Source organism: Paenibacillus sp. FSL H8-0104, from assembly GCF_038050215.1.
Taxonomy (GTDB): domain Bacteria; phylum Bacillota; class Bacilli; order Paenibacillales; family Paenibacillaceae; genus Paenibacillus; species Paenibacillus amylolyticus.
Genome location: NZ_JBBOTC010000001.1, coordinates 4,186,251 through 4,212,638, shown reverse-complemented (window position 1 = coordinate 4,212,638; position 26,388 = coordinate 4,186,251). Strand labels below are relative to the sequence as shown.

26 protein-coding genes are annotated in these 26,388 nt (G+C 45.6%); 15 read left to right on the top strand and 11 right to left on the bottom strand.

Annotated elements, in window-relative coordinates:
• Window positions 1-11: 11 nt before the first annotated feature.
• Window positions 12-164, bottom strand: coding sequence for a DUF1540 domain-containing protein (locus NST38_RS18665; protein ID WP_076209985.1), 153 nt, complete (start codon window positions 162-164; stop codon window positions 12-14).
• A gap of 343 nt (window positions 165-507) precedes the next feature.
• On the opposite strand from NST38_RS18665, the gene NST38_RS18660 reads away from it, so the two are divergent.
• Complete coding sequence (locus tag NST38_RS18660) at window positions 508-1,320, top strand: AAA family ATPase (RefSeq protein ID WP_036672911.1); 813 nt, start codon at window positions 508-510, stop codon at window positions 1,318-1,320.
• Window positions 1,321-1,416: 96 nt separating this feature from the next.
• Here the strand turns inward: NST38_RS18660 and NST38_RS18655 are convergent, their stop codons facing one another.
• Complete coding sequence (locus tag NST38_RS18655) at window positions 1,417-2,883, bottom strand: HAMP domain-containing sensor histidine kinase (protein WP_076250047.1); 1,467 nt, start codon at window positions 2,881-2,883, stop codon at window positions 1,417-1,419.
• Window positions 2,868-3,554 (bottom strand): response regulator transcription factor, encoded by a 687-nt coding sequence (locus NST38_RS18650; RefSeq protein WP_076250048.1) that lies wholly within the window; start codon window positions 3,552-3,554, stop codon window positions 2,868-2,870. The genes NST38_RS18655 and NST38_RS18650 overlap by 16 nt, the downstream gene beginning before the upstream one ends.
• Window positions 3,555-3,746: 192 nt before the next feature.
• On the opposite strand from NST38_RS18650, the gene NST38_RS18645 reads away from it, so the two are divergent.
• From NST38_RS18645 to NST38_RS18605, 9 genes are all read left to right on the top strand, one after another.
• Complete coding sequence (locus NST38_RS18645) at window positions 3,747-4,463, top strand: YceI family protein (RefSeq protein ID WP_076250049.1); 717 nt, start codon at window positions 3,747-3,749, stop codon at window positions 4,461-4,463.
• A gap of 254 nt (window positions 4,464-4,717) precedes the next feature.
• Window positions 4,718-9,094: a glycosyl hydrolase 53 family protein gene (locus NST38_RS18640; protein WP_076250050.1), complete on the top strand. Its 4,377-nt coding sequence runs from the start codon at window positions 4,718-4,720 to the stop codon at window positions 9,092-9,094.
• A gap of 266 nt (window positions 9,095-9,360) precedes the next feature.
• Complete coding sequence (locus NST38_RS18635) at window positions 9,361-10,404, top strand: SPFH domain-containing protein (protein ID WP_036672907.1); 1,044 nt, start codon at window positions 9,361-9,363, stop codon at window positions 10,402-10,404.
• 71 nt (window positions 10,405-10,475) lie between these two features.
• The gene (locus NST38_RS18630; RefSeq protein ID WP_076250602.1) at window positions 10,476-11,450 is read left to right on the top strand and encodes a sugar kinase; all 975 of its coding nucleotides are present in this window, start codon (window positions 10,476-10,478) and stop codon (window positions 11,448-11,450) included.
• A gap of 83 nt (window positions 11,451-11,533) precedes the next feature.
• Entirely contained in the window at window positions 11,534-12,247 is a 714-nt protein-coding gene (locus NST38_RS18625; RefSeq protein ID WP_076250051.1) for a response regulator transcription factor, read from the top strand.
• Complete coding sequence (locus tag NST38_RS18620) at window positions 12,244-13,242, top strand: sensor histidine kinase (protein WP_076250052.1); 999 nt, start codon at window positions 12,244-12,246, stop codon at window positions 13,240-13,242. The genes NST38_RS18625 and NST38_RS18620 overlap by 4 nt, the downstream gene beginning before the upstream one ends.
• A 189-nt stretch (window positions 13,243-13,431) precedes the next feature.
• On the top strand, window positions 13,432-14,202 hold the full coding sequence (locus tag NST38_RS18615) for an ABC transporter ATP-binding protein (RefSeq protein ID WP_017687815.1): 771 nt from the start codon (window positions 13,432-13,434) through the stop codon (window positions 14,200-14,202).
• Entirely contained in the window at window positions 14,177-16,135 is a 1,959-nt protein-coding gene (locus tag NST38_RS18610; RefSeq protein ID WP_076250053.1) for an ABC transporter permease, read from the top strand. Before NST38_RS18615 ends, NST38_RS18610 begins: the two co-directional genes overlap by 26 nt.
• A gap of 143 nt (window positions 16,136-16,278) precedes the next feature.
• On the top strand, window positions 16,279-16,620 hold the full coding sequence (locus NST38_RS18605; protein ID WP_076250054.1) for a cupin domain-containing protein: 342 nt from the start codon (window positions 16,279-16,281) through the stop codon (window positions 16,618-16,620).
• Window positions 16,621-16,878: 258 nt separating this feature from the next.
• Here NST38_RS18605 and NST38_RS18600 read toward each other — a convergent pair whose 3' ends face one another.
• From NST38_RS18600 to NST38_RS18575, 6 genes are all read right to left on the bottom strand, one after another.
• Window positions 16,879-17,178: a metal-sulfur cluster assembly factor gene (locus tag NST38_RS18600; RefSeq protein ID WP_076250604.1), complete on the bottom strand. Its 300-nt coding sequence runs from the start codon at window positions 17,176-17,178 to the stop codon at window positions 16,879-16,881.
• A 31-nt stretch (window positions 17,179-17,209) separates the two neighbouring features.
• Window positions 17,210-18,442 carry a hypothetical protein gene (locus tag NST38_RS18595; RefSeq protein WP_076250055.1) on the bottom strand — a complete coding sequence of 411 codons (1,233 nt, stop codon included), beginning with the start codon at window positions 18,440-18,442 and terminating at the stop codon, window positions 17,210-17,212.
• A 13-nt stretch (window positions 18,443-18,455) separates the two neighbouring features.
• Window positions 18,456-19,061 (bottom strand): DUF2249 domain-containing protein, encoded by a 606-nt coding sequence (locus tag NST38_RS18590; RefSeq protein WP_036613355.1) that lies wholly within the window; start codon window positions 19,059-19,061, stop codon window positions 18,456-18,458.
• Window positions 19,048-19,422, bottom strand: coding sequence for a hypothetical protein (locus NST38_RS18585; protein WP_051447303.1), 375 nt, complete (start codon window positions 19,420-19,422; stop codon window positions 19,048-19,050). Before NST38_RS18585 ends, NST38_RS18590 begins: the two co-directional genes overlap by 14 nt.
• A gap of 17 nt (window positions 19,423-19,439) precedes the next feature.
• Window positions 19,440-19,673, bottom strand: a complete 234-nt coding sequence (locus NST38_RS18580; RefSeq protein WP_036613358.1) for a DUF2249 domain-containing protein — start codon at window positions 19,671-19,673, stop codon at window positions 19,440-19,442.
• A gap of 301 nt (window positions 19,674-19,974) precedes the next feature.
• The gene (locus tag NST38_RS18575) at window positions 19,975-20,676 is read right to left on the bottom strand and encodes a Crp/Fnr family transcriptional regulator (protein WP_076250056.1); all 702 of its coding nucleotides are present in this window, start codon (window positions 20,674-20,676) and stop codon (window positions 19,975-19,977) included.
• Window positions 20,677-20,853: 177 nt separating this feature from the next.
• Here NST38_RS18575 and NST38_RS18570 point away from each other — a divergent pair, with 177 nt between their 5' ends.
• Window positions 20,854-21,576, top strand: coding sequence for a ZIP family metal transporter (locus NST38_RS18570; RefSeq protein WP_076250057.1), 723 nt, complete (start codon window positions 20,854-20,856; stop codon window positions 21,574-21,576).
• A gap of 131 nt (window positions 21,577-21,707) precedes the next feature.
• On the opposite strand, the gene NST38_RS18565 is transcribed toward NST38_RS18570, so the two are convergent.
• Entirely contained in the window at window positions 21,708-22,409 is a 702-nt protein-coding gene (locus NST38_RS18565; RefSeq protein ID WP_076250058.1) for a Crp/Fnr family transcriptional regulator, read from the bottom strand.
• Window positions 22,410-22,465: 56 nt separating this feature from the next.
• Entirely contained in the window at window positions 22,466-23,455 is a 990-nt protein-coding gene (locus tag NST38_RS18560) for a multicopper oxidase domain-containing protein (protein ID WP_076250059.1), read from the bottom strand.
• Between the two features lie 279 nt (window positions 23,456-23,734).
• Here NST38_RS18560 and NST38_RS18555 point away from each other — a divergent pair, with 279 nt between their 5' ends.
• The 4 genes from NST38_RS18555 to NST38_RS18540 are packed head-to-tail and all read left to right on the top strand — an operon-like array spanning window position 23,735 to window position 26,370.
• Window positions 23,735-24,343, top strand: a complete 609-nt coding sequence (locus NST38_RS18555) for a hypothetical protein (RefSeq protein ID WP_076250060.1) — start codon at window positions 23,735-23,737, stop codon at window positions 24,341-24,343.
• Window positions 24,344-24,382: 39 nt separating this feature from the next.
• The gene (locus tag NST38_RS18550; RefSeq protein ID WP_036672890.1) at window positions 24,383-25,033 is read left to right on the top strand and encodes a hypothetical protein; all 651 of its coding nucleotides are present in this window, start codon (window positions 24,383-24,385) and stop codon (window positions 25,031-25,033) included.
• Entirely contained in the window at window positions 25,033-25,590 is a 558-nt protein-coding gene (locus NST38_RS18545) for a hypothetical protein (RefSeq protein ID WP_083684306.1), read from the top strand. Before NST38_RS18550 ends, NST38_RS18545 begins: the two co-directional genes overlap by 1 nt.
• 45 nt (window positions 25,591-25,635) lie before the next feature.
• Entirely contained in the window at window positions 25,636-26,370 is a 735-nt protein-coding gene (locus NST38_RS18540; RefSeq protein ID WP_076250062.1) for an SMI1/KNR4 family protein, read from the top strand.
• Window positions 26,371-26,388: the final 18 nt, after the last annotated feature.

Sequence of the window (26,388 nt, the reverse complement as noted above, 5' to 3'; positions counted from 1 at the left end):
CATGAAATTACTTATTTTACTTCAAAAGTCTTGCAGTCTGTTTCAGCAGACTGACTTGCTTCTTTGTTACTGTGACTCACGATGTAGATCGAAGAAGCGTTACATTTGTTCTCTTGAGCCCAGTGACGACAGGAATTAACTTCACACAATACGTCTTTTGCCATGATTGTTAACCTCACTTTAATTGGATTACAGTCGTTGGTATAAAGAATCCGGATATAACAAGTTGCCGCTTGTCAATCTGGAAAATTCTGTTGCTCTCACGAAATTCGGAGGGCTTTTTTGCGTTATACACAACGATGCATACTTAGAATAGCAAATTTAATTGAAGCTTGCAACCAAATGCCCCCATCTGTGGCAAAATAGTGGACGTGCTGTGGTTATATTTGCAAAAAGGCAGTAGTATGTTATTATTTAATAGTAATGATTACGATTAAGTCTAATTGATTCTATATAAATTGAACTAAACATTTACACGAAACCATAAATGAAGGAGCATGTGAATACATGAGCAAAATAAACCATATGAACCGGATTCCCCGCGCGAAAGGGATCGATATGGCTGCTTTTTACACGCCGAAAGAGTGTAGACGCAAAGCCCAGCATATTGTATTTTCCGCTGAAAATGAACGCATCATTAATGAATTTATCACCATTCTGGGCATGAAAGAGAAGTTCAGAGAGCATGATGTATCAATCCCCAACAAAATGGTCATGTTCGGGCCACCCGGTACGGGAAAAACATTAACGGCATCACATCTGGCGGAGCGCCTTGATCTGCCATTGGTTCTTGTGAGATTAGATGCGATCATTCATAGCCATCTTGGGGAGACGGGGAGTAACGTACGTAAGTTATTCGAATATGCACGAATGAATCCCTGTGTGTTATTTCTGGATGAATTTGATGCCATAGGCCGGACACGTGAGAGCAATGATGAAGTGAAAGAGATGGCTCGTGTCGTGAATACATTGTTGCAGTGTCTGGACGAATTCGATGGGGAAAGCATTCTGGTGGCTGCAACGAATCTGGAAACCCAACTGGATCACGCCATCTGGCGGCGGTTTGATACGAAGATGACCTACGGTATGCCTGATGATTCGAGTCGCAAATTGTATATCAGCAAATTGGTAGGGGCATTTGAACAGGAGACTCGGCTGGAAGATTACATATGTGAACGCTTGACCGGGTGCAGTTATGCGGATATAGAGCAGATCGTTCTGAAAGCAAAGCGGAAAGCAATCATTGCCAGTAGTGTACTTCATAAGCAACTGATCTCGGATGCTTACGATGAATACAGACCACGTGTATTAGAGTGTTGATTGCTTCCGTTCTGGATAAAGCAACAAAGAACAACGTTGAACTAGCCCAGTCTCCTGAATGGAGTTCTGGGCTAATCGTCATGTTAGCGAGGTGCTTTATACTTTAACGGCTGCTCCGTATGCTTTTTCAGTATTCATGGCTTCTTGTGTTGCAGTCCAGCGTGGCAGGCTTAATCTGAACATGCTGCCTTCCGGGCTGCTGGAGACAAGTGTCAGTTCACCGCCCTGTTCCTGAGCGAGTAGGCGGCTATATGTTAATCCTAGACCCAGACCACGGTTACGACGTTTTTTGAGTTCTCCACGATAGAACCGTTCGAAGATTTTGGGTTGTTCTTCGGCTGCGATGCCTGTGCCGTGGTCTTTAACATCAACGTACAGCATCTGTTCTTCTGTACTTAGATAAATGTCGAAGACAGCCTTCTGTTCAGGAGCTGTGGCATGAAGTGCGTTATTAAGCAAATTGACAATGATCTGCTGAATGCGAAGAGCATCCCCCATGGTAAAAAAGTTAATCGGAGGGGCATGCAGCTGAACCTCTGGCATTTTGTCCTCGTACGCAATCTTCCACTGATAGATGATCTCACCGACCAACAGTTTCAGATCCGTCCGTTCCTTTCGAACGGCAACACTTCCTGCAGCCATGGCGTTATAGTCAAGCAAATCTGCGACCATTCGCTCCATGCGTTCAGATTCCTTCAAAGCGATATCCAAAAATTCTTTACCTTCCTGTGGACTCACGACATCGTCACGTACTGCCATAACGAGCCCCTTGATGGAAGTTACTGGTGTCTTGAGTTCATGACTTACCCCTGCCAGCGAAAGTGTACGCCATTCTTCGAGTTGTTGGAGACGAGTGGCCATATCGCGGAATGAATTTACAAGTTCATTGATCTCACGTTCTCGTGTATTCAGATCAAGACTCACATCATAGTTGCCACCTCGAATCTGCTCAGCGGCATAGGCGACCTGACGAATCGGTCTGGATAACTTTTTGGACAAGAGATAGATTGTAAACCATCCACAGAGGATTAGTCCTCCGAGGATTAGAGCCACGAGCCATATCGTCTCTGGACCAAATGTAATGGATTGTTTGGACTGCATGACCCACACTTTACCCAAGGTTTGATCGCCCTCAGATATGTTGACCGTTACACCTGCATATTTGTTGTTTCGCGGTTCAAGATAGTCGTCTGACAGTCGATAATGCACATCTTTTTGCTCCATTTTAGGCTGGGAAAAGATCAATTGATTGTTGTTGTCCAAGATCATGACACAAAAATAATGATCTGTATTAAATAGTTTCTCTCGCTTGGTTACCAGTCTGTCCAGATCCGGTGGAACCCGAAGCATATTATTTTCACTGGTCACTCGATCGGCAATCTCCAGCCCAAGCAGTTCTGCGGTTTTGAGGCTTTTCTCAATGGAAGTTGTTCGAATCCAGTAGAGTGCCCCTGCCACAATAATCGTGAAACCAATGCACAAAATGAGAAAATATCGCAGTGTCCAGTGTGACAGAATGGATATCGTTCGTTTGGGTTTCTTCTGTTTCAGTTGGCGATCCAAAATTGATACCCCATTCCTCGCAACGTCCGAATTTCTCCCGTATCTGGCGACCAGTGGGAGAGGGCTTGACGTAGTCGTTTAATCGATAGATCCACAGCACGATCACTGCCATCGTAGTCCATCCCCCATACCTGTTCAATAAGATGATCTCTGGTAAATGTACGATTCGGATAATCGGACAGGAAGAACAGTAACGACAGGTCACGAGGTGTGAGTGCAACCTCTGCACCGTTCAGCAGCACCTGCTTGGCAGCAAGATCAATGACGAGATTTCCAAAGGAACGCTTCTCTTCGCCACCTGAGGTCCAATGTGGATTACGGCGCAACACTGCATTAACTCTGGCAACCACTTCTTCCGGTACAAAAGGTTTGCTCATATAATCGTCAGCACCGGCATTTAGTCCGTTGAGACGGTCTGAAATGTCATCCAGTGCAGTTAGCATGATCACGGGACAAGCACTTTTTTCACGAATAATCCGCAGCAGATCCCATCCGTCCATTCCTGGCAGCATCACATCAAGTAATACAAGGGAAGGCGTTACGGTATCAAAAAGGGTAAGTGCAGTCGGTCCATCTGCTGCATGATGAACTTCAAATTCTGCTTTTCTCAGATAAGCAGCCAATACTCGTGCAATAGCTTGTTCATCCTCGACGATAAGTATGGATTTCAAGAAAAGCGTTCTCCTTTCGCTTTGTAAACTTGTACTGATTTTACATGAGCCAGAGCGTAAAGCCAATCCTGTATTACGGATTTCAAAAAAATATGGGACTTGTCTTATCTTGACTTCTTCCTGACACATTCAATTGATATGATTCACTCCAAGAAGCAACCTAAACAATCATGTACTGGAGGAAACATAGAGATGAACAAGAAAGCAAAAGCATGGCTTATTACAGGTGTAGCGGCGGTTGCCGTAATCGGTGGCGGTGGTTACTATATCACAAACAGTTACTTGGGGAATAACGTGGAGATTGAGCAGGTGCTTCCTGCGAGCACAGCGACTTCCACCACAGCTGTAGATAGCACAGGAACGGTTGTAGCCAATGAAACTGCTGGAGCAGAGCAACTGAACGGAGACTGGAGCATCAGCGAAGGTTCCAAAGTATATTTCTCTGTAACTACATCGCAGGAGACCGTTAACTTTGTGGACGAGCAGGTAACAGGGAATTGGACAATTAATGTAGACGATGCTGCTCAGATGAAGGCAGAAGGACAGATCGAGATGGACGGAATTGATTCCGGGAATGGACAGCGTGATGGTCACGTGAAGCAAGCCGATTTCTTCGATGTTGCTACATATCCACAAGCTACATTTACAGCGACTTCATTTGAAGGGGTACCTGCGGAATGGCCTGTCGGTCAAACGGTTGATATCAAAATGAATGGTACCATTACGGTTAAAGGTATTGAAAAAGAAGTAACTTTTGATGCCAAAGCTGCTTATGAGAATAATGCAGTCTTGTTGTCGGCGACATCGATGGTAACGTTCGAAGATTTCGGAATGGAAAATCCACACTCCGTTGTGCTCTCGACTGAAAATGATATCCAGGTACAACTTGAATTGAAACTCTCCAAATAAGTGTAGCGACGATCATCTAGATAGAAATCTGTTCTGTTCTGCCTTACGGTGGACGGACAGATTTTTTTGTTTTTTACAAATAGTGTGATTCTTATCGCTCAAATGTAACTTTTACAGGAGCATATTGTTAAAATAACTGCTGTTTCCTTTGGATAATACCGTGTTACCCATCACTATTAAGCGCTTACAATGAGGAGGATTCATAACATTCATTGATCCATGCACAATCAAACACAAAAAGGGGGAGATCAAGAGTGAACAAGAGGTACATAAGCGGGTGTCTGGTATTGCTGATGCTGTTCTGTGATCTGGGGTTGATGGTTCGTCCAGCGGCTGCAGAAGATGCAAAAGTGAACGTGGCATTTAACAAGGTGGTTACGGTAAGAGAGGAAGATCTAGTGAATGAGGGGCAAAAAGAAAAGGCGGTAGATGGTGATGTGAATACTCACTGGAGTGCGAGCTCACCTACTTCTGAGAGTAATCCTCATTGGTTGACTATAGACCTAGGTGCGCCATATGATCTATCTGGAGCGGAATTGACTTGGAAGGACAAAGACCAAGTTGTAAAATATTTGATTGAAGTATCTGATGATGGTAACAACTGGTCAACTGTTGTGGACCAAACGACTAACGAAATAAAACAGACTGTTGCCAGTGAAGAGTTCCAGACCAATACACCTGTCCAGTATGTGAAGGTTACAATTCCGTACTATGCGGGAGCAAATTGGTGGCCCGGGATATCCGAGCTTAAAGTCTGGGGAAAAGAGGAAAAAATTGATCCAGCAACCATTACAAGTTACGATCCCGTTAAGGTCAATACAGTAGCTGGGGTTGCACCTGTTCTGCCAACAAAAGTGACAGCGAAGTATCCGAACGACAAATCTGGTTCGGTTCCAGTGGAATGGGAAAGTATCGACCCTTCAGAGTACGCACATGCGGGTAGCTTTACCGTGACGGGTGCAGTATATGGAGCCCCTGTTCAACCGGAGGCCACTGTAACAGTTGGAGGATATCGGACGGATTACGTTAGAGGAGTGGATATTTCCACGTTAACCGCCATTGAGGCTAATGGAGGGAAGTATCTGGATAGTAATGGCACTGAAAGGGACTTGCTTGATATCCTGAAGGATCGCGGTGTCAATTATGTGCGTCTTCGTCTGTGGAATGATCCACAGAAATCAGGGGGCTACAACGACAAGGACGATGTCATTCGTTTGGCCGAGCGGGTGAAGAAAAAAGGTATGAAGATCCTGCTGGATTTCCACTACTCGGATGAGTGGGCGCACCCGGGTCAGCAGCTTCGTCCCAAAGCTTGGGAAGGCCTTTCGCATGAAGAGCTGAAGCAGGCCGTATACAACTATACGTATGAAGTTGTGGGAGAAATGAAAGCAAAGGGCGCCATGCCTGATATGGTGCAGATCGGTAATGAGATCAACAGTGGTGTTCTGAACGGCTTGAGCAGCGACGTGGATTTTAAGCAAAATGTTGCATTGCTGAAAAGCGGAATTGATGCTGTACGTGCAGTAGAAGGAGAGATCACCAATAACGCTGATAAGGTTCAAATCATGATTCATCTCGCAGAAGGCGGCAAGGCGGATACGTTCGACTGGTATTTCAGTGAGCTGGAGAAAGGCGAACTGAAGTACGATATCATCGGACTTTCCTATTATCCGTTCTGGCATGGAACATTTGCCGATGTGCAGAACACCATGAATAAAGTATCTGACAAATTCAAAAAAGACGTGATTATTGCCGAGACATCGTATCCATTCTCATATAAAAACGGGGATGCACACGGCAATATCATTGGATCGGATGAAGCGCTTCATGTTGGGGGAGCAACATTCCCTGCAACGGTACAGGGGCAATATGATGCTATTGCTGGCATTATGGATATGATTGCTGACGTGCCGGAAAACCGCGGAGCAGGCTTCTTCTATTGGGAGCCCGCATGGATTGCCGCCAATGTAGGCTGGATTGATTCCGAGGGAGATGCATGGGAAAATCATGCCATGTTCGACTATGATGAATTTCCGGGGAATGGTGGATACTCCTACGAAGGACGTGCCTTGCCATCACTGGATGTTTACAAACGCGGATTGGAGCTTCTGCCCGCAGACCGCCAGCAACTGGATGCGGCGCTTACACGAGCCAAATCATTGGTACAGACTGATTTTACTCCGGAAAGCTGGGTGACTCTGGCTCCGGCAATCTCGGCAGCGAATGATGTATACCAACAGGCATACACGCCGGGCGGGGTAACTCAAGCAGATACAGATGCAGCGACAACAGCATTGGAACGTGTGATGCAGCAGATGCAGGTTATCACCCCGCAGCTTGACGAGCTCAGAGCTAAAATAGCGGAAGCGCGTACGTATCAGCAGCCTGACTGGTCTGCGGCCACTTGGGCGGTATTGACCAAAGCGCTGGAAGGCGCTGATCAGGTCTTGAATGATCCAAGAGCAACACAGACGGATGCGAATACAGCGGTTAAACGTTTGCATGATGCCATTCAAGGTCTATCCAATGTGGACAAAACACAACTGCACCAGTACATTCAACAAATGCAGCAGCAGACTAAATCTTCCTATACACGCCGGAGCTGGTCTGTATTGGAACAGTCTTTGCAGACAGCGATTCAGGTCCGAGATAACAATGCTGTTGTCCAATCTGAGGTGAATTCAGCACTGAGTACGTTGAAACAAGCCTTTACTAGTCTGGTCTCTCTGGAGGCTTTAACAACGGGCAAAACGGCAACGGCTTCAAGCAGTGCAGGGACAGGAGGCAATCAAGCCAACTCTCCTGAAGGTGCAATCGACAACGATCCGAACACTTCATGGGGGACCGATAAGAGTATTGACAGCTTGTGGCAAGTAGATTTGGGGCAAGTCGCAAACCTGCGCAAGATCGAGATGTCCATGTGGAGTGGTGGTATCAAATATACGATTGAAGTGTCCAACGATAACAAAAATTTTGTGAAAGTAGTGGACACCACAAGTGATGTTGTTGTATCGACCGCACCTAGCCATGTACTTCCAGAAGGCACGGAGGGCCGTTACATTCGGGTAACGATTAAAACAGGTCCCACATGGGTAGGATTCATGGAATTTGAAGCATACGGTACGTTCCCGGCAGACAAAACTGCACTGCAAGCTACTGTAGATGCCGCTGAGAAATTAAAACAAACCGAATACACGACATCAAGCTGGAATGTATTTAGTAAGGCACTTTCTGAAGCGAAGGCATTCATTCTGGATGTTGAATCTTCAATGCAAGATGTGAGCAATGCGGATCGTGCGTTACAAGATGCTGTGAGTAAGCTTGTACGTCAAGATGTAACACCTGGCCCTGGCCAGCCATCAGAACCAAGTGTACCTTCACAACCTTCCAACCCGGGAACAGCACCATCGACGGGGAATCCATCTGTAACCCCACCAGTTGGAGCGGGTACTGCACCGGAGAAGGGATCGATCACGTTAAAAGGAACGACAGCCGGGGATGAGAAGTATTCCATTCGTCCAGATGCATCCCAATTAACTCAGGCACTGCAATCGATGGATGTAGGAAATCGTACGTTGAAGCTGATTGCAGATGTGCCTGACAGAGCCAAGACAGTCACATTCCAATTGGCTGCAAGTCAGCTGGCAGCATGGGTTCGTTCCGAGGAAGTGCAATCCCTAGATGTAGTTGTAGGACAGACTACCGTTCGTGTTCCTCTGAGATCACTCCCACTAACCATTGCGGAGACTGAGGGAACGTTCGATATCGTAGTGGCAAAAGGATCGACAGATACACTGACTACATCGCAAAAAGCAGCGATCGGTAATCATGCGATTGTTGATGTGAATTTGTTAATGAACAATAAGCCATTGCAATGGACAAACAGAGCGGTTGAAGTTGCTCTATCCAATGTGGAACAACCTAAGAAAAATGATGTAGTTATGGTTGTACATTCCATATCCACAAGTGGAGAAATGAAGCCTGTTACGTATTCCAAGTACGATGACAAGACCAAAACGATGACGTTCAAACCGCTGGAATCCAGCAGTTATGTCATTGCAGAAGTTGAAGTACCATTAAATGATCTGCAAAATCACAATTGGGCAATCCAAGAGGTACAGAACCTCTACGGTAAAGGGATTATTTCGGGGATGAGCGCAACTCGTTTTGCCCCGCAAGGTGAACTGACCAGAGCACAATTTTTGCAAATGATTATTAAAGGTATTGGTGATGCACGCCAGCCGGATCCATCTATTTCAGTCCCAACGGATGTGATGGAAGGGCAGTGGTTTGCCGATTCAGTACGACTTGGAATGGAAATGGAAATAATTCAAGGCCGAGCAGATGGAAGCTTTGGAGCGAATGAACGTATTTCACGAGAAGAAATGGCCGTTATGCTGAACAGAGCACTGAAGGTTGTGCAGCGTGAGGATGCGACCAATTCTGTACAAGGAAATATGTTGTTTTTAGACAACGCCGAGATCGCAGCATACGCCAAAGAAGCTGTAGCCTCGATGCAACAACTTGGGCTGCTAAATGGCATGCCTGATGGCACGTTTGCTCCGAAAGAAACAGCGAACCGTGCACAGGGAGCTGTTGCAGTCGCCAGAATGATGGAACAACTGTATTAGAGATAGTTCAAAACGTCCGTTTTTATTATGAAGGATGCCTGGTGCATCATCAGCATGCACTAATAGAAAATAACAAAGCAGGTAAAGAGATCGGATCATGTGATTCGATCTCTTTATTTTTTTTTGTGAAAAGAGGTTATAACGGACCCGCTTTCTCTAAATAGGCATATAAACATTTTGTTAATGTCGTATTGACAATATCGAATTCATTTGTTATCATTTCGATAATATCAAAACGACAATATTAAAGAAATGGGGAATGAGCTATGTTTGGATTCCGATTTGCGAAATTTCAACCCAGTGAATATGTCATGAAAGTAAAAAATGGTGAGGTACAACGTCAAGGTGTCGGATTGTCCTTCTATTATTATGAGCCGACCACATCGGTAGTGGTTCTACCCGTATCCTCGGTGGATGTACCGTTTATGTTCGAAGAGATTACGGCGGATTATCAGACGGTTACTGTGCAGGGGCAATTAAGTTATCGCATTGTGGATTATTTGAAAATAACCCAGAGCCTGAATTACACGTACAATTTGCGCAAAAATCGGTATATCTCCGACGACCCCGGCAAGCTGGATCAACGGGTGATCACCACAGCGAAAGTACTAACCAAGAAACATCTTGAGCAAATGCCGCTGAAAGAAGCTATTCAATCCAGTGAACGGCTGGCAAGCAGCATGAAACGCGAGGTTGTGCAAAGTGAAGAGTTGGAGAAATTGGGCGTTGAGTTGATGAGTCTATCGATTCTGGCCATTCTGCCTAATAAAGAGACGATGCGTGCATTGGAAGCACAGGCGCGGGAAGAGATTTTGCGTCAGGCAGATGAAGCGCTCTATGTACGTCGGAATGCATCGATTGAACAGGAAAGACGAGTGAAAGAGAACGAACTGAACACCGAAATTGCCGTAGAGACGAAGAAACAGCAAATTCGTGAGACCCAATTGCAGACAGAACGCTCGGTGAAACAGAAACAAAACGAGATGGAGCAGGAGCAGCTTCAGTTCAATACAGCGATGGAGGAACGTAAGCAGCAACTGATTGAGTTAACTATTGCTAATCACAATGCCGAGGCAGATGCCAAAGCGTATGAGATTGCTGCCGTGATGAACTCATTGCAAAATGTACAGCCCAATGTACTGCAAGCAATGGCGAATATGGGCATGAATTCTGATAAGCTGATCGCACTCGCGTTCCAGGAACTGGCTGAAAATGCAGGCAAGATTGGGCAGCTTAATATCTCGCCGGATCTGTTGCAAGGATTAATGTCTCCTGTGCCGGGCAGAGATCAAGGAGGACGAGCGAGATGAGGCTAGGAAGAAGAGAGCAAGCAGAGCAAGCAGGGAAATCAGTACGTCAGCAGGCCACCGCGGATGATCGAATGAGCGAACACAAGCTGATTCTGGTGAAGCGCCGGACCAGACTGGAAGAGCTGGTGGTTCGATATAACACGGTGCAGCAAGCTCAGTTCTATATTGAACGTCTGGGTGCAGACTTCAGTGATTATATGGAGGAAGACCGTCGTTATCGGCTATCTGTGCAGCAGGCACAGCAGCAACTGGGTCAATTGGGCCGCGTTCAGACGATTGATCGGGAACATGTACCCAACTTTATCTTTGGAGAGCAAGATATCGTGGTCGTGGTTGGACAGGATGGGCTTGTAGCCAACACCCTCAAATACGTAACCGAGCAGCCGCTCATCGGTGTGAATCCGGACCCGATGCGTTGGGATGGCGTGTTATTACCTTTTACCGTGGAAGATCTAAGCTTCATTGTTCCTGATGTCATTCGAAAGCAACGAACCTTGAAAGAAGTCACTCTCGCCAAAGTGGAACTCAATGATGGACAGTATCTATATGGTGTGAATGATCTGTTCATTGGTCGGAAGACGCATGTATCGGCTCGTTATGAAGTGCGTTTGGGTTCATCCACAGAACAACAATCTTCTAGTGGCATCATTGTATCCACAGGCATGGGATCGACAGGCTGGTTCAAAAGTGTGCTGGCCGGAGCCACCGGAATTGTAGGGTCCGCTGCATGGCAGAACATGAATTCCGAAGCGGAGGTCGCTACAGCATCGGCATCCATTCATGGGAGCAGGCAAGAGCTGAATCATTTTAACTGGGATGCGCCGTACTTATATTTTTCAGTACGTGAACCTTTTCCGAGCCGGACGACTGCGGCCAATCTCGTGTTTGGACAGATCCATTCAAAGCAACCACTGCACATTGTATCCCAGATGCCGGAGGACGGTGTTATTTTCAGCGATGGGGTCGAGCAGGATTTTCTTGAGTTTAATTCAGGGGTAGAAGCCATCATTGGTTTGGCAGAGAAGAGGGGACGTCTCGTGGTCTAAACCTTTATTTTCAAGCCGTTTCCGACTAGAATGGGTAACTAGATGTGATACACTGACGTCAGGAAACGGAAAGAGGGTTAACGATGCAGTCGATATTGTTGGTTGAAGATGATGCCAAGTTAGCAGGATTACTGGCGGCTTATCTGACCCGAAATGGATTCCAGGTACAGGTCACAGATGATTTTCGTCATGTACTGGATGAATTTGTGGAAGTGAAGCCGGACCTTGTGCTGATGGATGTGAATTTGCCTCAATATGATGGATACTACTGGTGCAGGCAGATACGCACACATTCCATATGTCCCATTTTATTCATATCGGCTCGTGATAGTGGTATGGATCAGATTATGGCGTTGGAACATGGAGCGGATGATTATATTACAAAACCTTTTCAATATGAAGTTGTTCTTGCCAAAGTCCGTAGTCAGCTGCGCAGAGCCTATGGTTCTTACGCTGCTGTTCAACAGGAAGTGAAGGTGAAGAACGGTCCCATGATCCTTTATCCTGAGCGATTTGTATTGGAATATGATGAGCGTTCTACCGAGCTGACACAGAAGGAAGCGATACTGGTGGAAGCGCTGATGGCGAAGGCAGGGCGAGTTGTCAGCCGAGAAAAATTGTTAGAACAAATGTGGGAAGATCAGCATTTTATCGATGATAATACGTTGAATGTCTATATTACACGTGTTCGCCGGAAGTTGAAGGAGCTGGGTGCAGAAGAGATTTTGGAGACGGTTCGCGGAGCGGGTTATCGTATGTTGGATCTGGATTCGTCCTCACAGGGGAAAGGGAAATGAGACTGTTCCTGAAAGACCACCAGATGTTAGTTGGATTTTATGTGTTACAGATGTTGCTGGTTCCGTGTGTGTACTGGCTCTCTGGTGAGGGCCGTCCGATGAAGATTGTTCTCTATGGCATGCTGATCAGTACTGTTGTGCTGTTGGTCTATCTGATCATACGTTACTTCCAGCTGCGAGCGTATTATCGTCTGCTTGAACAACCACGAAAACTGGTAAACGAGCCTTTCCAAGCGCTTGGAAATTCGGTCGTGGCGGAAGCCATCCAGCAATTGTTACATGAACTGGAGCGTAATCGGCAGAACGAGATGGGGCAGTTACGTACTAGCAAGGAACAGCAGGTGGTATTCATGAATCGCTGGGTTCATCAGATGAAGACCCCGTTGTCCATTATCCAACTGACCTTGGAAGATGTGGACGATGAGACGGCTGGCAGTATTCAGGATGAGCTGGATAAGCTGCGCAAAGGACTTGAAATGGTCTTGCATTCATCACGGCTTGAACAGTTCGAAGGGGATTTTCGTGTAGAGCTGCTGTCTCTGCATGAGGTGCTTCGGAGTAGCATTGCAGAGAACCGACGTTTGTTTATTCGCAGAGGCATTACGCCGGATATCCGTATGGAGGGTGACCTTCAGATCTACAGTGACTCCAAGTGGCTGCGGTTCATGTTCACCCAGATTTTGACCAATGCCGTGAACTATTCCGATAGCAAATCAGGCAAAAAAGTGATCATTACAGGCTATAAGCAGGAAGAGCGTACAATCCTGGACATTCAGGATGAGGGGATCGGCATCTCGTCCGAGGATATTCATCGCGTGTTCAATCCTTATTTTACAGGTGAACGGGGCAGACAATATCACGAATCTACTGGAATGGGATTATATCTGGTTCGTGAGATCAGTGCCCGCCTGGATAACCGTGTGGAGTTGTTTTCGGAGCCAAATGAGGGAACGTTGGTCAGATTCAGCTGGATTCATTCGAAATATCCGAAGTAAAGAGCGCTTTGCCCATGGGCGAGGTGCTTTTTTTAATGCACAGAAGTGTCATAGAGGAGGCAGGGGAACAGAACCTTAAACGCGTTGTAAGAGAAGTTTAAGGTAATTCGATAGCACCGTTACGGGAGGTCAGTTAGGATAAGAATAGAATTAACGTATAAAGAATGACGGATTAGGAGGGAATTACGCATGGAAATGTTACAGGTATCGGGACTGAACAAAGTATATCAGGGCAAAGTGCAGACTCAAGCCCTTAGTGATATTCATCTGACAATCAAGCAAGGTGAGTTTGTGGGTATTATGGGCCCGTCGGGCAGTGGCAAAACCACATTGTTAAACATGGTCTCCACCATTGATGAACCCAGCTCAGGCAAGGTGCTGATTAATGGCATGAACCCGTTTGATATGAAAAAGAAAGAACTTGCCATGTTCCGACGTCGAGAACTCGGATTTGTCTTTCAGGATTTCAATCTGTTGGACACGCTGACTGTTGCTGAGAATATTGTACTTCCATTGACACTGGACAAGGTCAAACTAAAGGAGATGGAGAGCAGACTACATCGCATTACAGCGAAGCTTGGGATTGATCATATTCTGGATAAACGAGTCTACGAAATTTCGGGCGGACAGCGACAACGAACAGCCATTGCGAGATCCATGATCAATATGCCTTCGATTGTTTTGGCGGATGAACCAACCGGTGCGCTGGATTCTACGTCATCCCAAGCGGTCATGGAGTCACTTGAACAGATTAACCAGCAGGAGAAAACAACCATTATGTTGGTCACACATGACCCGCTTGCTGCAAGTTATTGCAACCGCATCGTGTTCATTAAGGACGGAAAGCTGGCAGCCGAGGTACACCGTGGAGATAATCGACAGACGTTTTTCCAGCGGATCATTGATACTTTATCCTTCTGGGGAGGGAATTCACATGAGCTTTCCTCAGTTCGCGTTTAATAACATCCGCCGTAATGGGCGAGCGTATATTGCTTTTTTTCTAAGTAGTGTGTTTATGGTCATGATATTCTTCGCTTATGCGGTGTTCATTTATCATCCGTATGTGACAGAGTTGCCGATGGGTGACACAACCGCTACGGGAATGCAGATCGCTTCAATTATCGTATATGTGTTTGCATTTTTCTTTGTTATGTATTCCATCAGTGCTTTTCTCAAATCTCGGAATAAAGAGTTTGGCATTCTGACCATACTTGGTGCAGAACCCGCACAGATTCGGAGATTGGTCATTTTGGAAAACATGTTGATCGGCTGCCTGTCCATTATTGCCGGTATCGGCGGAGGTATGTTGTTGTCCAAGCTGTTCCTGATGTTAACCACTCGTTTTATCGGGATGGATGATCTGCCCTTTTATTTTCCCGTGAAGGCGATTCTGATTACGATCGGGGCCTTTCTGTTATTATTTTTCTGCATTTCACTCTTCACACTGGTTTTTATCGGAAATAAACGGACGTTAGAACTTCTAACGGGAACCAACAAACCTAAAAAAGAGCCGAAAGCTTCATGGTTCTTCTCAATTCTGGGTTTTGCATTACTTACAGTAGGTTTTGTGGTACTCCGTAACGGGTTAAATGGCGGAACCATCATGATTGCAGCAGTAACAGGGATAGCCGGGACGTATTTTTTCTATTCACAACTTTCCGTGCTCATCATCCGTTTATTGAAGCGTAATCGTAAAACGGTATGGCATGGTACACGTCTGTTGTGGATCTCAGAGATGAGTTATAAAATGAAGGATAATGCCCGCATGCTCTTTATGGTGACCGTGGTGATTGCGATTGCTTCAATGAGTGCAGTTGTAATTTTGTCACTGGATCAGGAGAACCGGGAGCAGTTTACAAACAACGATTTTGCAATTCAATACAACGTATTCAGACCAACAGAGCAATTGGATATGAGTGCTATTGATTCGAAACTTGAAGCCGCAGGCTTGGATTATCAGCAAGTCTATATTGAATATTTCTGGTCTGATGCAGATCAGAGTGCAGTCTCGGTTATGCCGCTTAGTCAATACAACCAATACAATCTGACACAAGGGAGAAAGATGTTCGAATTGGATACCGGGTCCGCTGTATTTGTGGATACCCGCAATGAGAAGGGTCAGGATCAGATAAAGCGCAACAGATTTCGTAATTATGCGAAGGGAGACAAGTTGACGTTGAGTCTGAATGCTAGTCCGCTGGAAGTTAGGGTTACGGATACAGATATCGATCCACAGTTTGGAACCCTACTCTATGCTACAGGTGTAGTTGTCCTACCGGATGAGAAGTATGAAGAGATTGCCCAACAGATCAAAGATAATATGATATCTGGTAAATACCTGTATCAGATCCCTGCATGGGGTCATGCTGTACCTGATCGCCACTCTTCGGAAGCCATGGTTAGCGATCAGCTTCTATCCTCCGCGGATTCCATCCGAAGCAGCAACGCTTCAACGGATAACCAGTCTGGATATCTGAGTACACGGTACGGTGATTTTGAAAGATTCAGACAGGGTACAGCACTCTTTACCTTCCTGGGCATATTTATCGGATTAATCTTCTCGATCTCTTCTGCAAGCTTTTTGTATTTCAGACTGCATACCGATCTTGAAGCGGATGGAAAGATGGTGCATTCTCTTTCGAAAATGGGTCTCAGTTTCCAGGAGATGAAACGATCATCCACCGTTCAGATTGCCATTTTGTTCTTTTTACCGATCGGAGTAGCTATCATTGAAACTTTGGTGGTGGTTAAGCCATTCCTGACTGAATTCGGTATTACCAATTATACGATGCCCGTGTTGACTGTATTTGGTGCCTTTGTACTTGCACAGACGTTTTATTTTATCATTATACGTTCGAGATATATCGCTTCTTTGCGTAAAATGATGGTGTGACCATCTTAGAAACAAGCGGTCATGAGGACCGACCCATGATTTGTTCATTGCCCGCATTTCTTGATTCAGATCAAGGAAACGCGGGCTTTCTTGCGATAAGATGAATGTATTCACAGATTATAATATCGAGGAGGACGATTATCATGAGTATCACGTCATTGCAAGAAGTCAAAACATTCAGTGAGGACCGTTTCACGAAACGAGTTTTATTCCAACAGGGTGGTGGAGTGACCTTTGTCCTTCATTTTCTGCCAGGTCAGCAGCTTCCCGTTCATAAACATCCAGGCACAGACGTTATTTTGCTGGTGGTTGAAGGCACAGGCACACTTATGCTGGATGGAAAAGAACAAGAGGTGAAACAAGAGGATGTAATTCATTGCGGCGGTGAAGTGGAGTTTGCATTCCATAATACAGGAGATCAGGAGGTTCGTTTGTTCGTGGTGTTAAATAAAGTACCATCAGCATCGTATGCAAAGGACATCTAAGATCAAGGAATCGTTAGAATGATTCACTGATCGGTACCAATATAAGGGGAACTCTATTCTGGAGTTTCCTTATTTATTTTTATTCAAGAATACTCTGCTCCAACATTCGTCCTTCTAGCAATCTCCGGGGTGTATATCAAGTGTGGCTTCCATCGCAAAACAAAAAGCATACCTGGGTCTGAGAACATCAGATCTTAAGTACGCTTCTTTGTATTCCGCTAGCAACTTGTTCATTCATCCGGTCTATAGTCATTCTGCCTAGAAGTATCCCAGCATTTCCTTGGCTTCATTTGACATCAGCTGTGGAGACCATTGTGGCTCCCACACGACTTGAACATCAATATCATTCTTATTTGTATTTTCCTGCAAAACCCATTTCACCGCTCCGACAATTGTATCATGCAGCGGGCAACCTGGTGTAGTCAGCGTCATTCGTACATGAACCCGTTCAGGCTCTTCCCTTACTTCATAGACCAGACCTAGGTCAACGATATTGACACCTAATTCAGGGTCATACACTTCCTTGAGACATTCTAGCAAATGCGTGGTTTGTTCCATCATGTTCACTCTCCAGTCCACCTTATTTATGTTAACGTCTGAATACCAAAGCAATATTTGTTATATAAATGATGGAGACAAGAGACAGTATCGTTCCTCCAACCATCATGACCTCAGCCAGATTAATCAGAATTCCACTGACAAGCAAAAGGCTTCCAGCGACCATGGCGAGCATACCCCAATTGACATACCGTTCATTCAACATACCTGCCATCAGCGGTGTTCCGGGTCTGCCGGCCTGCTTGCCATATTTGTGGGTCCACCATAGAAAAGGCACGATTTTGGAGGCATAACCAAGTATGGTGAGAGACACCCAGCCCCCGAGATATACCCATCCAGACAGCAGAACAACACGTGGATGGAGCAGCAACTCAGTCCCTTGCGAGGAATAGATCAGTAGTGCAACAGCATATACAGCAAACGCACGGCTTACATACACAGACCAGCGAATGCCCGGACCTGGGTTACTTTTGTGCCGTTTCTCCTGAATTTGCTCCAAGTGATACACATAGAAGAGAAGGGCTGCTGTTAGAAGTAAGAGCGCAAGCCAGAGCAATCCTCCCTTAATACCTGTCAGAAATGCGACAACACCTGTAACTACAGCTGCATTCCACAGAACCAGGACCACTTTTTGCAGTCGAATGGAATAATCGTGGGACAGGTAGAACATCGGAAGCATTTTGTAACTGAAGCCGGTAATTAACATGCCAAACCAGCCAAGTGTTCCCATCCAGATATGTGCACCGAATAATCGTTCATGCAGACCATTCCAATCACCAAAGGCAAAATTCAGACCCATCAGCATACCGGAAAGCCCGGTTAGAACCAGATAAAGACAGGAACAAGCTGCACTGATCGTTACCGGATTCCACTGTGAGGCACGGATGAGGGTAACGGCCATATTCCATCCGAACAACAGAATGCCAGAGAGAGCGAGTGTAGCAGAACCCGCAATCCAGATGACATCTGCACGGATGAAGCCGTATAACATGCCCACGATTCCGATACTGAACAAGAAATAATGACAATAACCAAGAAACAGACTGTAAATATTGGATTGCAAAATAACATGTATCAACTGATAAACGGCACCCATAGCCAGCATGGTTGCCCACCCTAGCACAAACAGATGGGCATGAAACCAGCCTTCGGGTCCTCTGAGTTCATCACCAAGCCAGCCTGTCAGCGAGAGCAGGGAGAATGCGTGATACATTACAAATCCAAAGATGCCCGTGATGATAAAAAGAAACGGCAACCTGGACATGGCCTTTGCCTCCTTACCCTTTTTCAATTCTCACTTTGGCCGTACCATCGGCTTGATCCTCAACGGTGTAGGAACAACCGAGATTGTTTAACTCTTCAATCAAGAAGACTGGCACACGGTCATTATGAATCAGTACGACTTCCCCAGGTTTGCAACGTTCCAGTGCGGCAAGTGTTCGCATCATGGGTTGTGGCGGTTCCAATCCGCGATTGTCCAGTATAACGGTGGGCGCCTGTAGGGATTCAAAGTTTTCAATCGCAACAGCTTGCTCCTCTGGATGGCCATTGCATGAAGCTGATTCTTCGTCTGAACCGGGCTTAGAATCGACTTCCGATCCAGATAAAACCATTGCAGATAATGCTTTGGCACCGGTTTTGTTTTTTTTGTGCACAAACGTGGTGACCCAGTGATCTGAACCCTTTCGTTCCGATGTGCTGGAGTACCCTTTCATCTTGAGAATACCGAGCAGAGGCGTTGGTTTGAATGGAGCATGAAGTACAAAGACATCTTCATGCTGAAGGCCTTTGACCGTGTCCATGATCAGTTGAAACGGCTCTAACTTTTTACTCAGATGAGGACGCACATCCAATTCAACAATATGGACATCAGATGGAGACATGTGCGTTCACATCCGATCCTGCACTAGCTGCATCCGCCTGCTGTACCAACTGTAGCGCTGATTCATACAGGGCGGCCATTCCACCGTACAGCGCATAGAAGAATGACTCCGGCGCATCGAGGGAGAAGGACAGGTAGGCTTTGGGGTCCATGCCGAGCACACGCTCAAAAAGTCTTGCACTGTCATAGGCGTAAAAACAGAAATGAGTATATTCGAACACAGGCATTATTTCGTAAATGGTGATAATCTCTTGCGCATATTCCGCTTGCTCACGCTGTGCCATTTGAACCATGGTTGTAGCGTCTTCCAGCCGCAGCGTGATGCGGAGTGTAGTATCGTCAATGATTTCAACGTGCGCCATAGCGGTTCAGCTCCAATCTATAATTTGCTGATTTTGACCTGGAAGGTTGTAGGACCCTGCTCAATATACTCCCAGTTGAAGCCATCGGGATGTGTGGACTGGAACTGGAATCGTAGGGGCTTAGGATCGTGATCGTTAATGAGCAACATGGATTCCTGTGGTTGCAACTGATCAAACGTTTCGAAAATAACTTTATGTTTCAAATGCGGTGGATACTCCGTGGCATTAATGGTTGCTGCGTATGTGTTCATGTGTCATTCCTCCAAATGGGATAGTGTGGCGTTGCAATTTGATTATAGAAAACGTGAGGAGGGGGCTGTGTGAGCCTGCTCACACATTTTTTAATGTCATAGTCTCGCCTTATTTGAGTCAGAATCCTGTATGGAAAAAGTGCCATGGGCAAGCCAAAAATAACAATATCCTGATACGTATATTGCTAATTGCGCATGCGAAAGAGACCTTAACATCGATTAAGGTCGTTAAGGTCTCTTTGTGCACACACAGTGTAATGTAATAGCGTGGGAGAAAACAGTGTAGCTGGGTGCAGGGTGGTCACGTATCCCTTTGTTCCTTCAAAGCTTGCAAATCATGAATGATGATCCGGCTGCGATCCACTTCGAGCAAATTCTCTTTTGTAAGCTGGTTTAAGAGCCGATTCGCTGTTTCCCTTGTAGTTCCAATGGAGTTGGCAAACTCCTGATGTGTCATGGGCAGGTTGATGATAATCTGGTCTCCATGCATTTGTCCATGCTGATCTGCGAGCATAAGAAGGAAGGAAAGTACACGATTGCGTACATCCTGACCAGAAAGCACCTGCAATTTATCCTGTAATTCTCTTATTTTGTCACCGAGCACACGCATAATTTTGATCGCAATTGAAGGTGTGCTCAGCATTAATCGTTCGAAAAGTCGGACAGGTATGGCTAGTAGTTCGGTAGGGGTAATGGCTTCTGCCGTAGCCGGGTAAGGGTGCGCATTAAAAAAGCCGGTGTGTGGGAACATATCTCCTGTTTTGAGGAAAGAGACAATCTGTTCATGCCCGTTCTCATCGGTTTTATAAGCCTTTACAATGCCGGTACGGATAAAAAAGACAGCTTCTTTTTCGCTTCCTTCGCTGAAAATAACCGATTTCTTCTGAATGCTTCTGGAAATGGCGATATCTTCGACTTGCTTTAATTCCTCGGGGCTAAGGTCCTGGAAGATGGGAAACTGTTGTAGAAACTCCCCTGCTGTATCTTTGTTTACCCTACTCATGAGAATCTCTCCTCTCTGTGTTCATAGTTCTGAACGACGACATCATTTTATCATAACGTGATTTTTGAACACATCAGGTGATATAGATCACCGTAAAGCCACATCACTGTTTTTGATTACTCAACCTGGGTTAATGGAATGATAGAATATGATTAAACAAGAGAGGGGTCGGCCCGGATGTGGACTGCATTCATGTGGGGCGGCATCTCTGCCTCAGCGGTTGTCATTGGCGCACTCGCAGCCTTGTTTCTGAAGATTCCCAAACGAGTCATTGGATGGATCATGGCTTTTGGGACAGGAACATTAATTGGTGCAGCGACCTTTGAACTTCTCGGAGATGCGCTGAATGATGGAGGAATAATACCTACCGCCATTGGATTTACGGCGGGTGCCGTCGTGTACACGCTGTTTGACTTGCTCGTTTCTGCAAAGGGAGGGGCGGGGCGTAAACGTTCGGCAAAGTCGGGAGACTCGAACCAAAGCGGGCTTGGGATCTTTGCAGGAACAGTAATGGATGCTATCCCGGAATCCATCATGCTTGGTGCCAGCTTGCTGGACGGTAACGGTGTCAGTGTGGTCCTGGTAGTATCGATCTTTGTCAGCAACATTCCTGAAGGTCTGTCCAGTACGGTTGGACTACAGGGCAAATACAGTCGTGGCAAAATCATATTAATGTGGCTTAGTGTACTATTGATCTCCGCGATTGCAGCACTGGGTGGATATCTGTTTCTGGAGCAGCTTCCAGAGGAGATGGGTGCAGCGATTGGTGCATTTGCAGGTGGCGGAATCATTGCCATGATCTGCTCGACGATGATGCCGGAGGCATTTGAAGAAGGCGGACCTGTAGTGGGTTTGATTGCATCCATGGGATTGCTTGTGTCGCTGTTGTTGGATCTGTAGATGACAGAACAAGCTTCCGATCGCTGAGTTGAATTTATATAAAAAGAGTATCCGAAAAGAGTGGTTTCTGATCGGATACTCTTTTTTTGCCAAAACAGCTTCCTCCGCATTCGCAAGTTTTCTTACCTAATTCATTGGCTTCGGGCAGGCGGTTCAATTCTTTCCCTAAGCTGCTCCAGTTGAAGAATAAGGATGCAGTTTCCTGTAACCTGAAGCAGTCCCTGAGATTGCATCATAGTAAGTTTGCGACTTAGTGTTTCGGGTGTAATCCCGAGTAGCAGAGCCATATCTTTTTTGAAAACAGGCAAGCGGATCTCATGTTTTGCATGATTGCGGGTATGAAAATACAAAAGCAACTTGGCAATCTTCTGTTCCGTTGTCATCGCACTTAGCGAGCTGTTCCATTCATCTGTTTCACGGAGCAACTTGGTAATGGCAAGCAGGAAATGATAAGCAAGCTTCGGATCGTGTTCGAGTAACTGGTCAAAGTCATGCTTGCTGATAGAGCAGATGGCCGAAGGCTCCAGAACTTCGGCGTTTGCGACATGTGGTTTTTGGTGTAATAGGGAATCTTGTCCGAAGAAATCACCGGGAAACAGAAACCGAATAATATGTTCCTTGCCATTTTCATTGTATTTGGATAACTTCACACATCCCTGATGAACCACATAAAGCGTATCGGAGCGTTCTCCCTCCTGGACGACAACTTCGCCTTTGTTATATTTGCGGGTATGCAGAAGGGAAATCAACAAGGCAGCTTCGGATGGATCAAGATGCTGGAACAGAGATACTTTGGAGAAACAGGCATCCTTCGCTTCGTGTGTACAGATCATCGTTTAATCACCTCGAATGGTTCAGGATAGGTATAGCCATTATCTATTGTCATGTCTCAGTGAGACATCGCGGGTCCACCATGATCAGTTCCATCCTTGGTCACACGCAGAACAGCGGCAGCGCCTTTGGCTACATGGTTGAACTGATGGGTTACAATCGCATAATCACCTTCTTCGGTCACGGTGAACTCTACGACAGCTCCACCACTTGCGGGAAGCATAACCGTCTGTATTCCATACTGGATGTTGCGTGGATTCCCATCGGTATACACACGGTCCATAATGGTACCCACAACGTGGAAGGATGAGACTTCATTGGGTCCTGCATTACTGACATAGATTCGCACCGTATCTCCTCCTTTGGCTAACAGGGGATGTTTTATTAATCCATAATCATTGCCGTTAAATACGACATAATTCGGTTCCCCGTTCAAAAAAGCTTCATAATCATGTTCTTTGTACCATTCACTCTGAACAAGGGTATACTCACGATCAACCAAGTGATCGGAAGGGTATCCAGCTTTGGGTTCCACAATAATCATGCCGTACATCCCGTTGGCGATATGGGCAAGAACCGGTTTGGTTCCACAGTGATACATGAATACACCGGGTGAGGAGGTGGGATAGGTGAACGTGCCTTCCTCGCCTGGCATCACATCAATAAATTTGCTGCTGGGAGCAGCATGTACAGCGTGAAAATCCATGGAGTGAGGCAGGCTGGAATCTTTATTTCTTAACGTGAAAACCAAGGTGTCTCCTTCGGTCACTCGGAGGACGGGTCCAGGAACGGTACCATTAAATGTCCAAGCGTTGTATATCACTCCTTCGGAGATTTCGACATCTGTAACCTGGGCCGTCATTTCAATATATACCTTAGTACCTTCTCTGCGAATGATCGGGTCCACCGGGGGTTGACTGACCGCAGAGGAGGAGACTTCATCGTGGTGAACAGGTTTAACCGTATCGGTTGAACTACAGTGAGAGAGAGTTGCTGTGAATATAGCGAATACGAGAGACCATTTATATACATTCAGTAAGGAGAACATAGTTGCACAACCTTTACTCAAGTGATATTTTTCACAATCTAAAAAGCAGGTTTTCTTTCATTTCAGTAGTTATTTAGTTATAGATTACGTTATTGAGGTGTAGACGGGTGTGATGAGGCACACACTTGGGTATGTCGTATTAGAGGCATTTCCAACAATCTGTCTTCAATTGTTGTGCTGAGCAACGGAGTTTCATATAATTTTAGAGAGATGGATTGGTAAATGTTGAGTATTTTGACGCTGTGTATGTCGTAGTTTCAGAAGAAAGGTGGATACAGGATGAAACGTTTCGAAGATGAAGGTGCGTATAAGTATAGTTTCTATTCGGTCCTTCGACGGGGAGAGCGGATTGATGTGAAATGTCCCAAATGCGGTGGGCACGCTTCGATTGATCAACGGAATGGTCAACTGGGATGGAAGTGTTACGAATGTTACGCTCAAGCTTTTGAAGAACCAGTATATCAATATAAAGCCAAGGGGAATTGTGCTGTATGTGAACGTTGGTTTAACGTGGAAGTCATGGACGAGAAGAAGACGTCTCACCGATCGACGCATGTGGAATGTCCGCATTGTAGTTCTGTTAATCAGGTTGAATTACACGCCAAGCCGACATACCAAAGGTGTTTTTCCGAGATTTGTGCAGGGAAAGATCCTGTGTTTGGGCTGGAATTATACTTCCTGGATAATTTCAGAGGAAAAATAATATGGGCTGTGAATCGGGAGCATCTGAATTATCTCATCGCTTATGTCTCCGCAGATCTGCGTGTAAAATACGGAAATATGCCTATACGAACGGCTTCACATAGTATTCCGGCTTATATCAAGGATGCGAAGAACAGGGATGTGGTTGTTCGTACACTGTCGAAGCTTCAGCACAAGACTGGATGAGACTGAAATTGAAGAGTTAAAGCCGCAAGGAGAGAAGAAATGAAACTACGAGTTAAACTTACTATTTTTGCAGTCATTCTGGGTATGTTGATGATTCCGGCTTATTTTATTTTACAGACATTTGGTGTATTTCAAAAAGAGACAGTATTATCTGACTATGCTCTCGCCGTTGATGTTAATGGGAAGTCCTATGGGGCCTGGCCGCTGATTAACAGTTTTGCAGCGATGGACAAAGAGGAAGATAACCGTCAGTTTTATTACCGGATTGATATGAATCATATCCAATACCTGTTTAATCTGGCTTATAAGGAGTATGATGTGAAGCCAGGCGGGGACAATCCGTATCTGGCTGGTACTGTAAACTATCAACGTACAGATCACAACTATGTACAGACCGAGAGACAGTATGAGAACGCCAATGATTTCACAACGGTTTTGAATCTGTATGATCAGGATGGGCAGGTGATCTACACCTACAATAACACCGGCAAGGGAGATAAACAGCTGGTAGAATCCATCATTCATCAGGGAATGAGCCGTAATAGTGGCGGTAGTAGCGAAGCTGCCCGCGATCCGTATATCAATATTACGGCGTTATTCCGTGACAAGCTGAACATCGATGTGAAACTGACGGTGGATGAGGAACACAAAGTGGTTACCATTCGAATGAACAAATCGGAGGCGAGATGATGAATGAGTATGGTGTACAACAGGGACCTGCTTATCTGGAAGGATTAATTAGGAAGGAAGAGAACATAAAGTCCGATGAAGTGGAGTGGAAAGGCAAACTTCAAATGAGTGATGGTCATGATAAATTCCATATTTTTTATTATGGTGACTTGACTGAAGATGATCTGATTACCTGGCATGATTCGACACCTCTTCTTGTATATGCGGAGCATACGGTCACGGGTGAGCGCTATCTGCTCATTGATACCGCCAAGCACGGCTATGATGCTATGTTATGTGAGACCTATTCGGAAGACGCACTACATGACAGACCCCTTCGTCCTTACCTGGATGTTGAAGGTGAGGACATATTTGAAGTAGAGTTGACGGCTTACTACAATGTGCCTTGGGATGAAGAGTTTGGCGAAGATGTAGATGAAAATGGTGCATATGAACTGATTACGGGAGAGCGCATGCATTTTGATCAGGTCAAGCGTGATGGATATGATGCCTTTGCCGTTCGCATTCTGAATCGTAAAGGAGTATGGACTGAAATTGTACAGGAAGAACTGGCTTAGATCCTGAAAACGAATGAACCAAACTGAGATGGGAGATGTCGACAAATGTATATTGTATCCCGTGTACTTAAGCCGGTTCCAACAGAGGAACTGGATCACTTTGAACAACAGCACGGCATCTCGCTGCCTTTATCATACCGCACCTGGATTGAGCACTACGGGGAAGGTACATATACGGGGTGGATGAATGTGCAGAGACCGGACCCAGAAGTGTTGAAGCCTTTTGTTGAATATGATTTTTGGATACATACGGATGATTCGCCTATAAGTCAGCATCAACTTGAGCAGTGCATCTCCATCGGCAGTTCTGTAGATGGAGATTTCCTTGCTGTTCATCCGGAAGTTGAGGGGCTGTTGTGGCTACCGCGTCATGATGAAAATATCACCTTATGGACATGCTCGGAGACTGAATTTGGCGAAACGCTGGACCGGATCTATTGTGGGTATTACCATCAGGATAAACCAATAACGCCACTTTACTTTGAGCCGTGGAATGAGCTGCGGAAACATACGTTTTACCATTTTTCAGGGACGGAACATGGAAGCTCCATGAAGGAACTCGCCGATACATGCAAAACAGAATTTAAGTGGGACGCTGTGTTGGAGAATGAGTACATGTGCAAGATGTTCATGGTGTCGATGGGAGGATATTTACGATTTAACTATGCTGCTGGGAGAGAAGTTGCCCTGTTCTATGAAGAAAAGAATGGTGCGGAGGAGGCGACGGATAACGAAATCAGTTTGTTTTTGCAAGCACATCATTGTACGGCATATGAATAGGGCTTGAGTGGAGGGAAA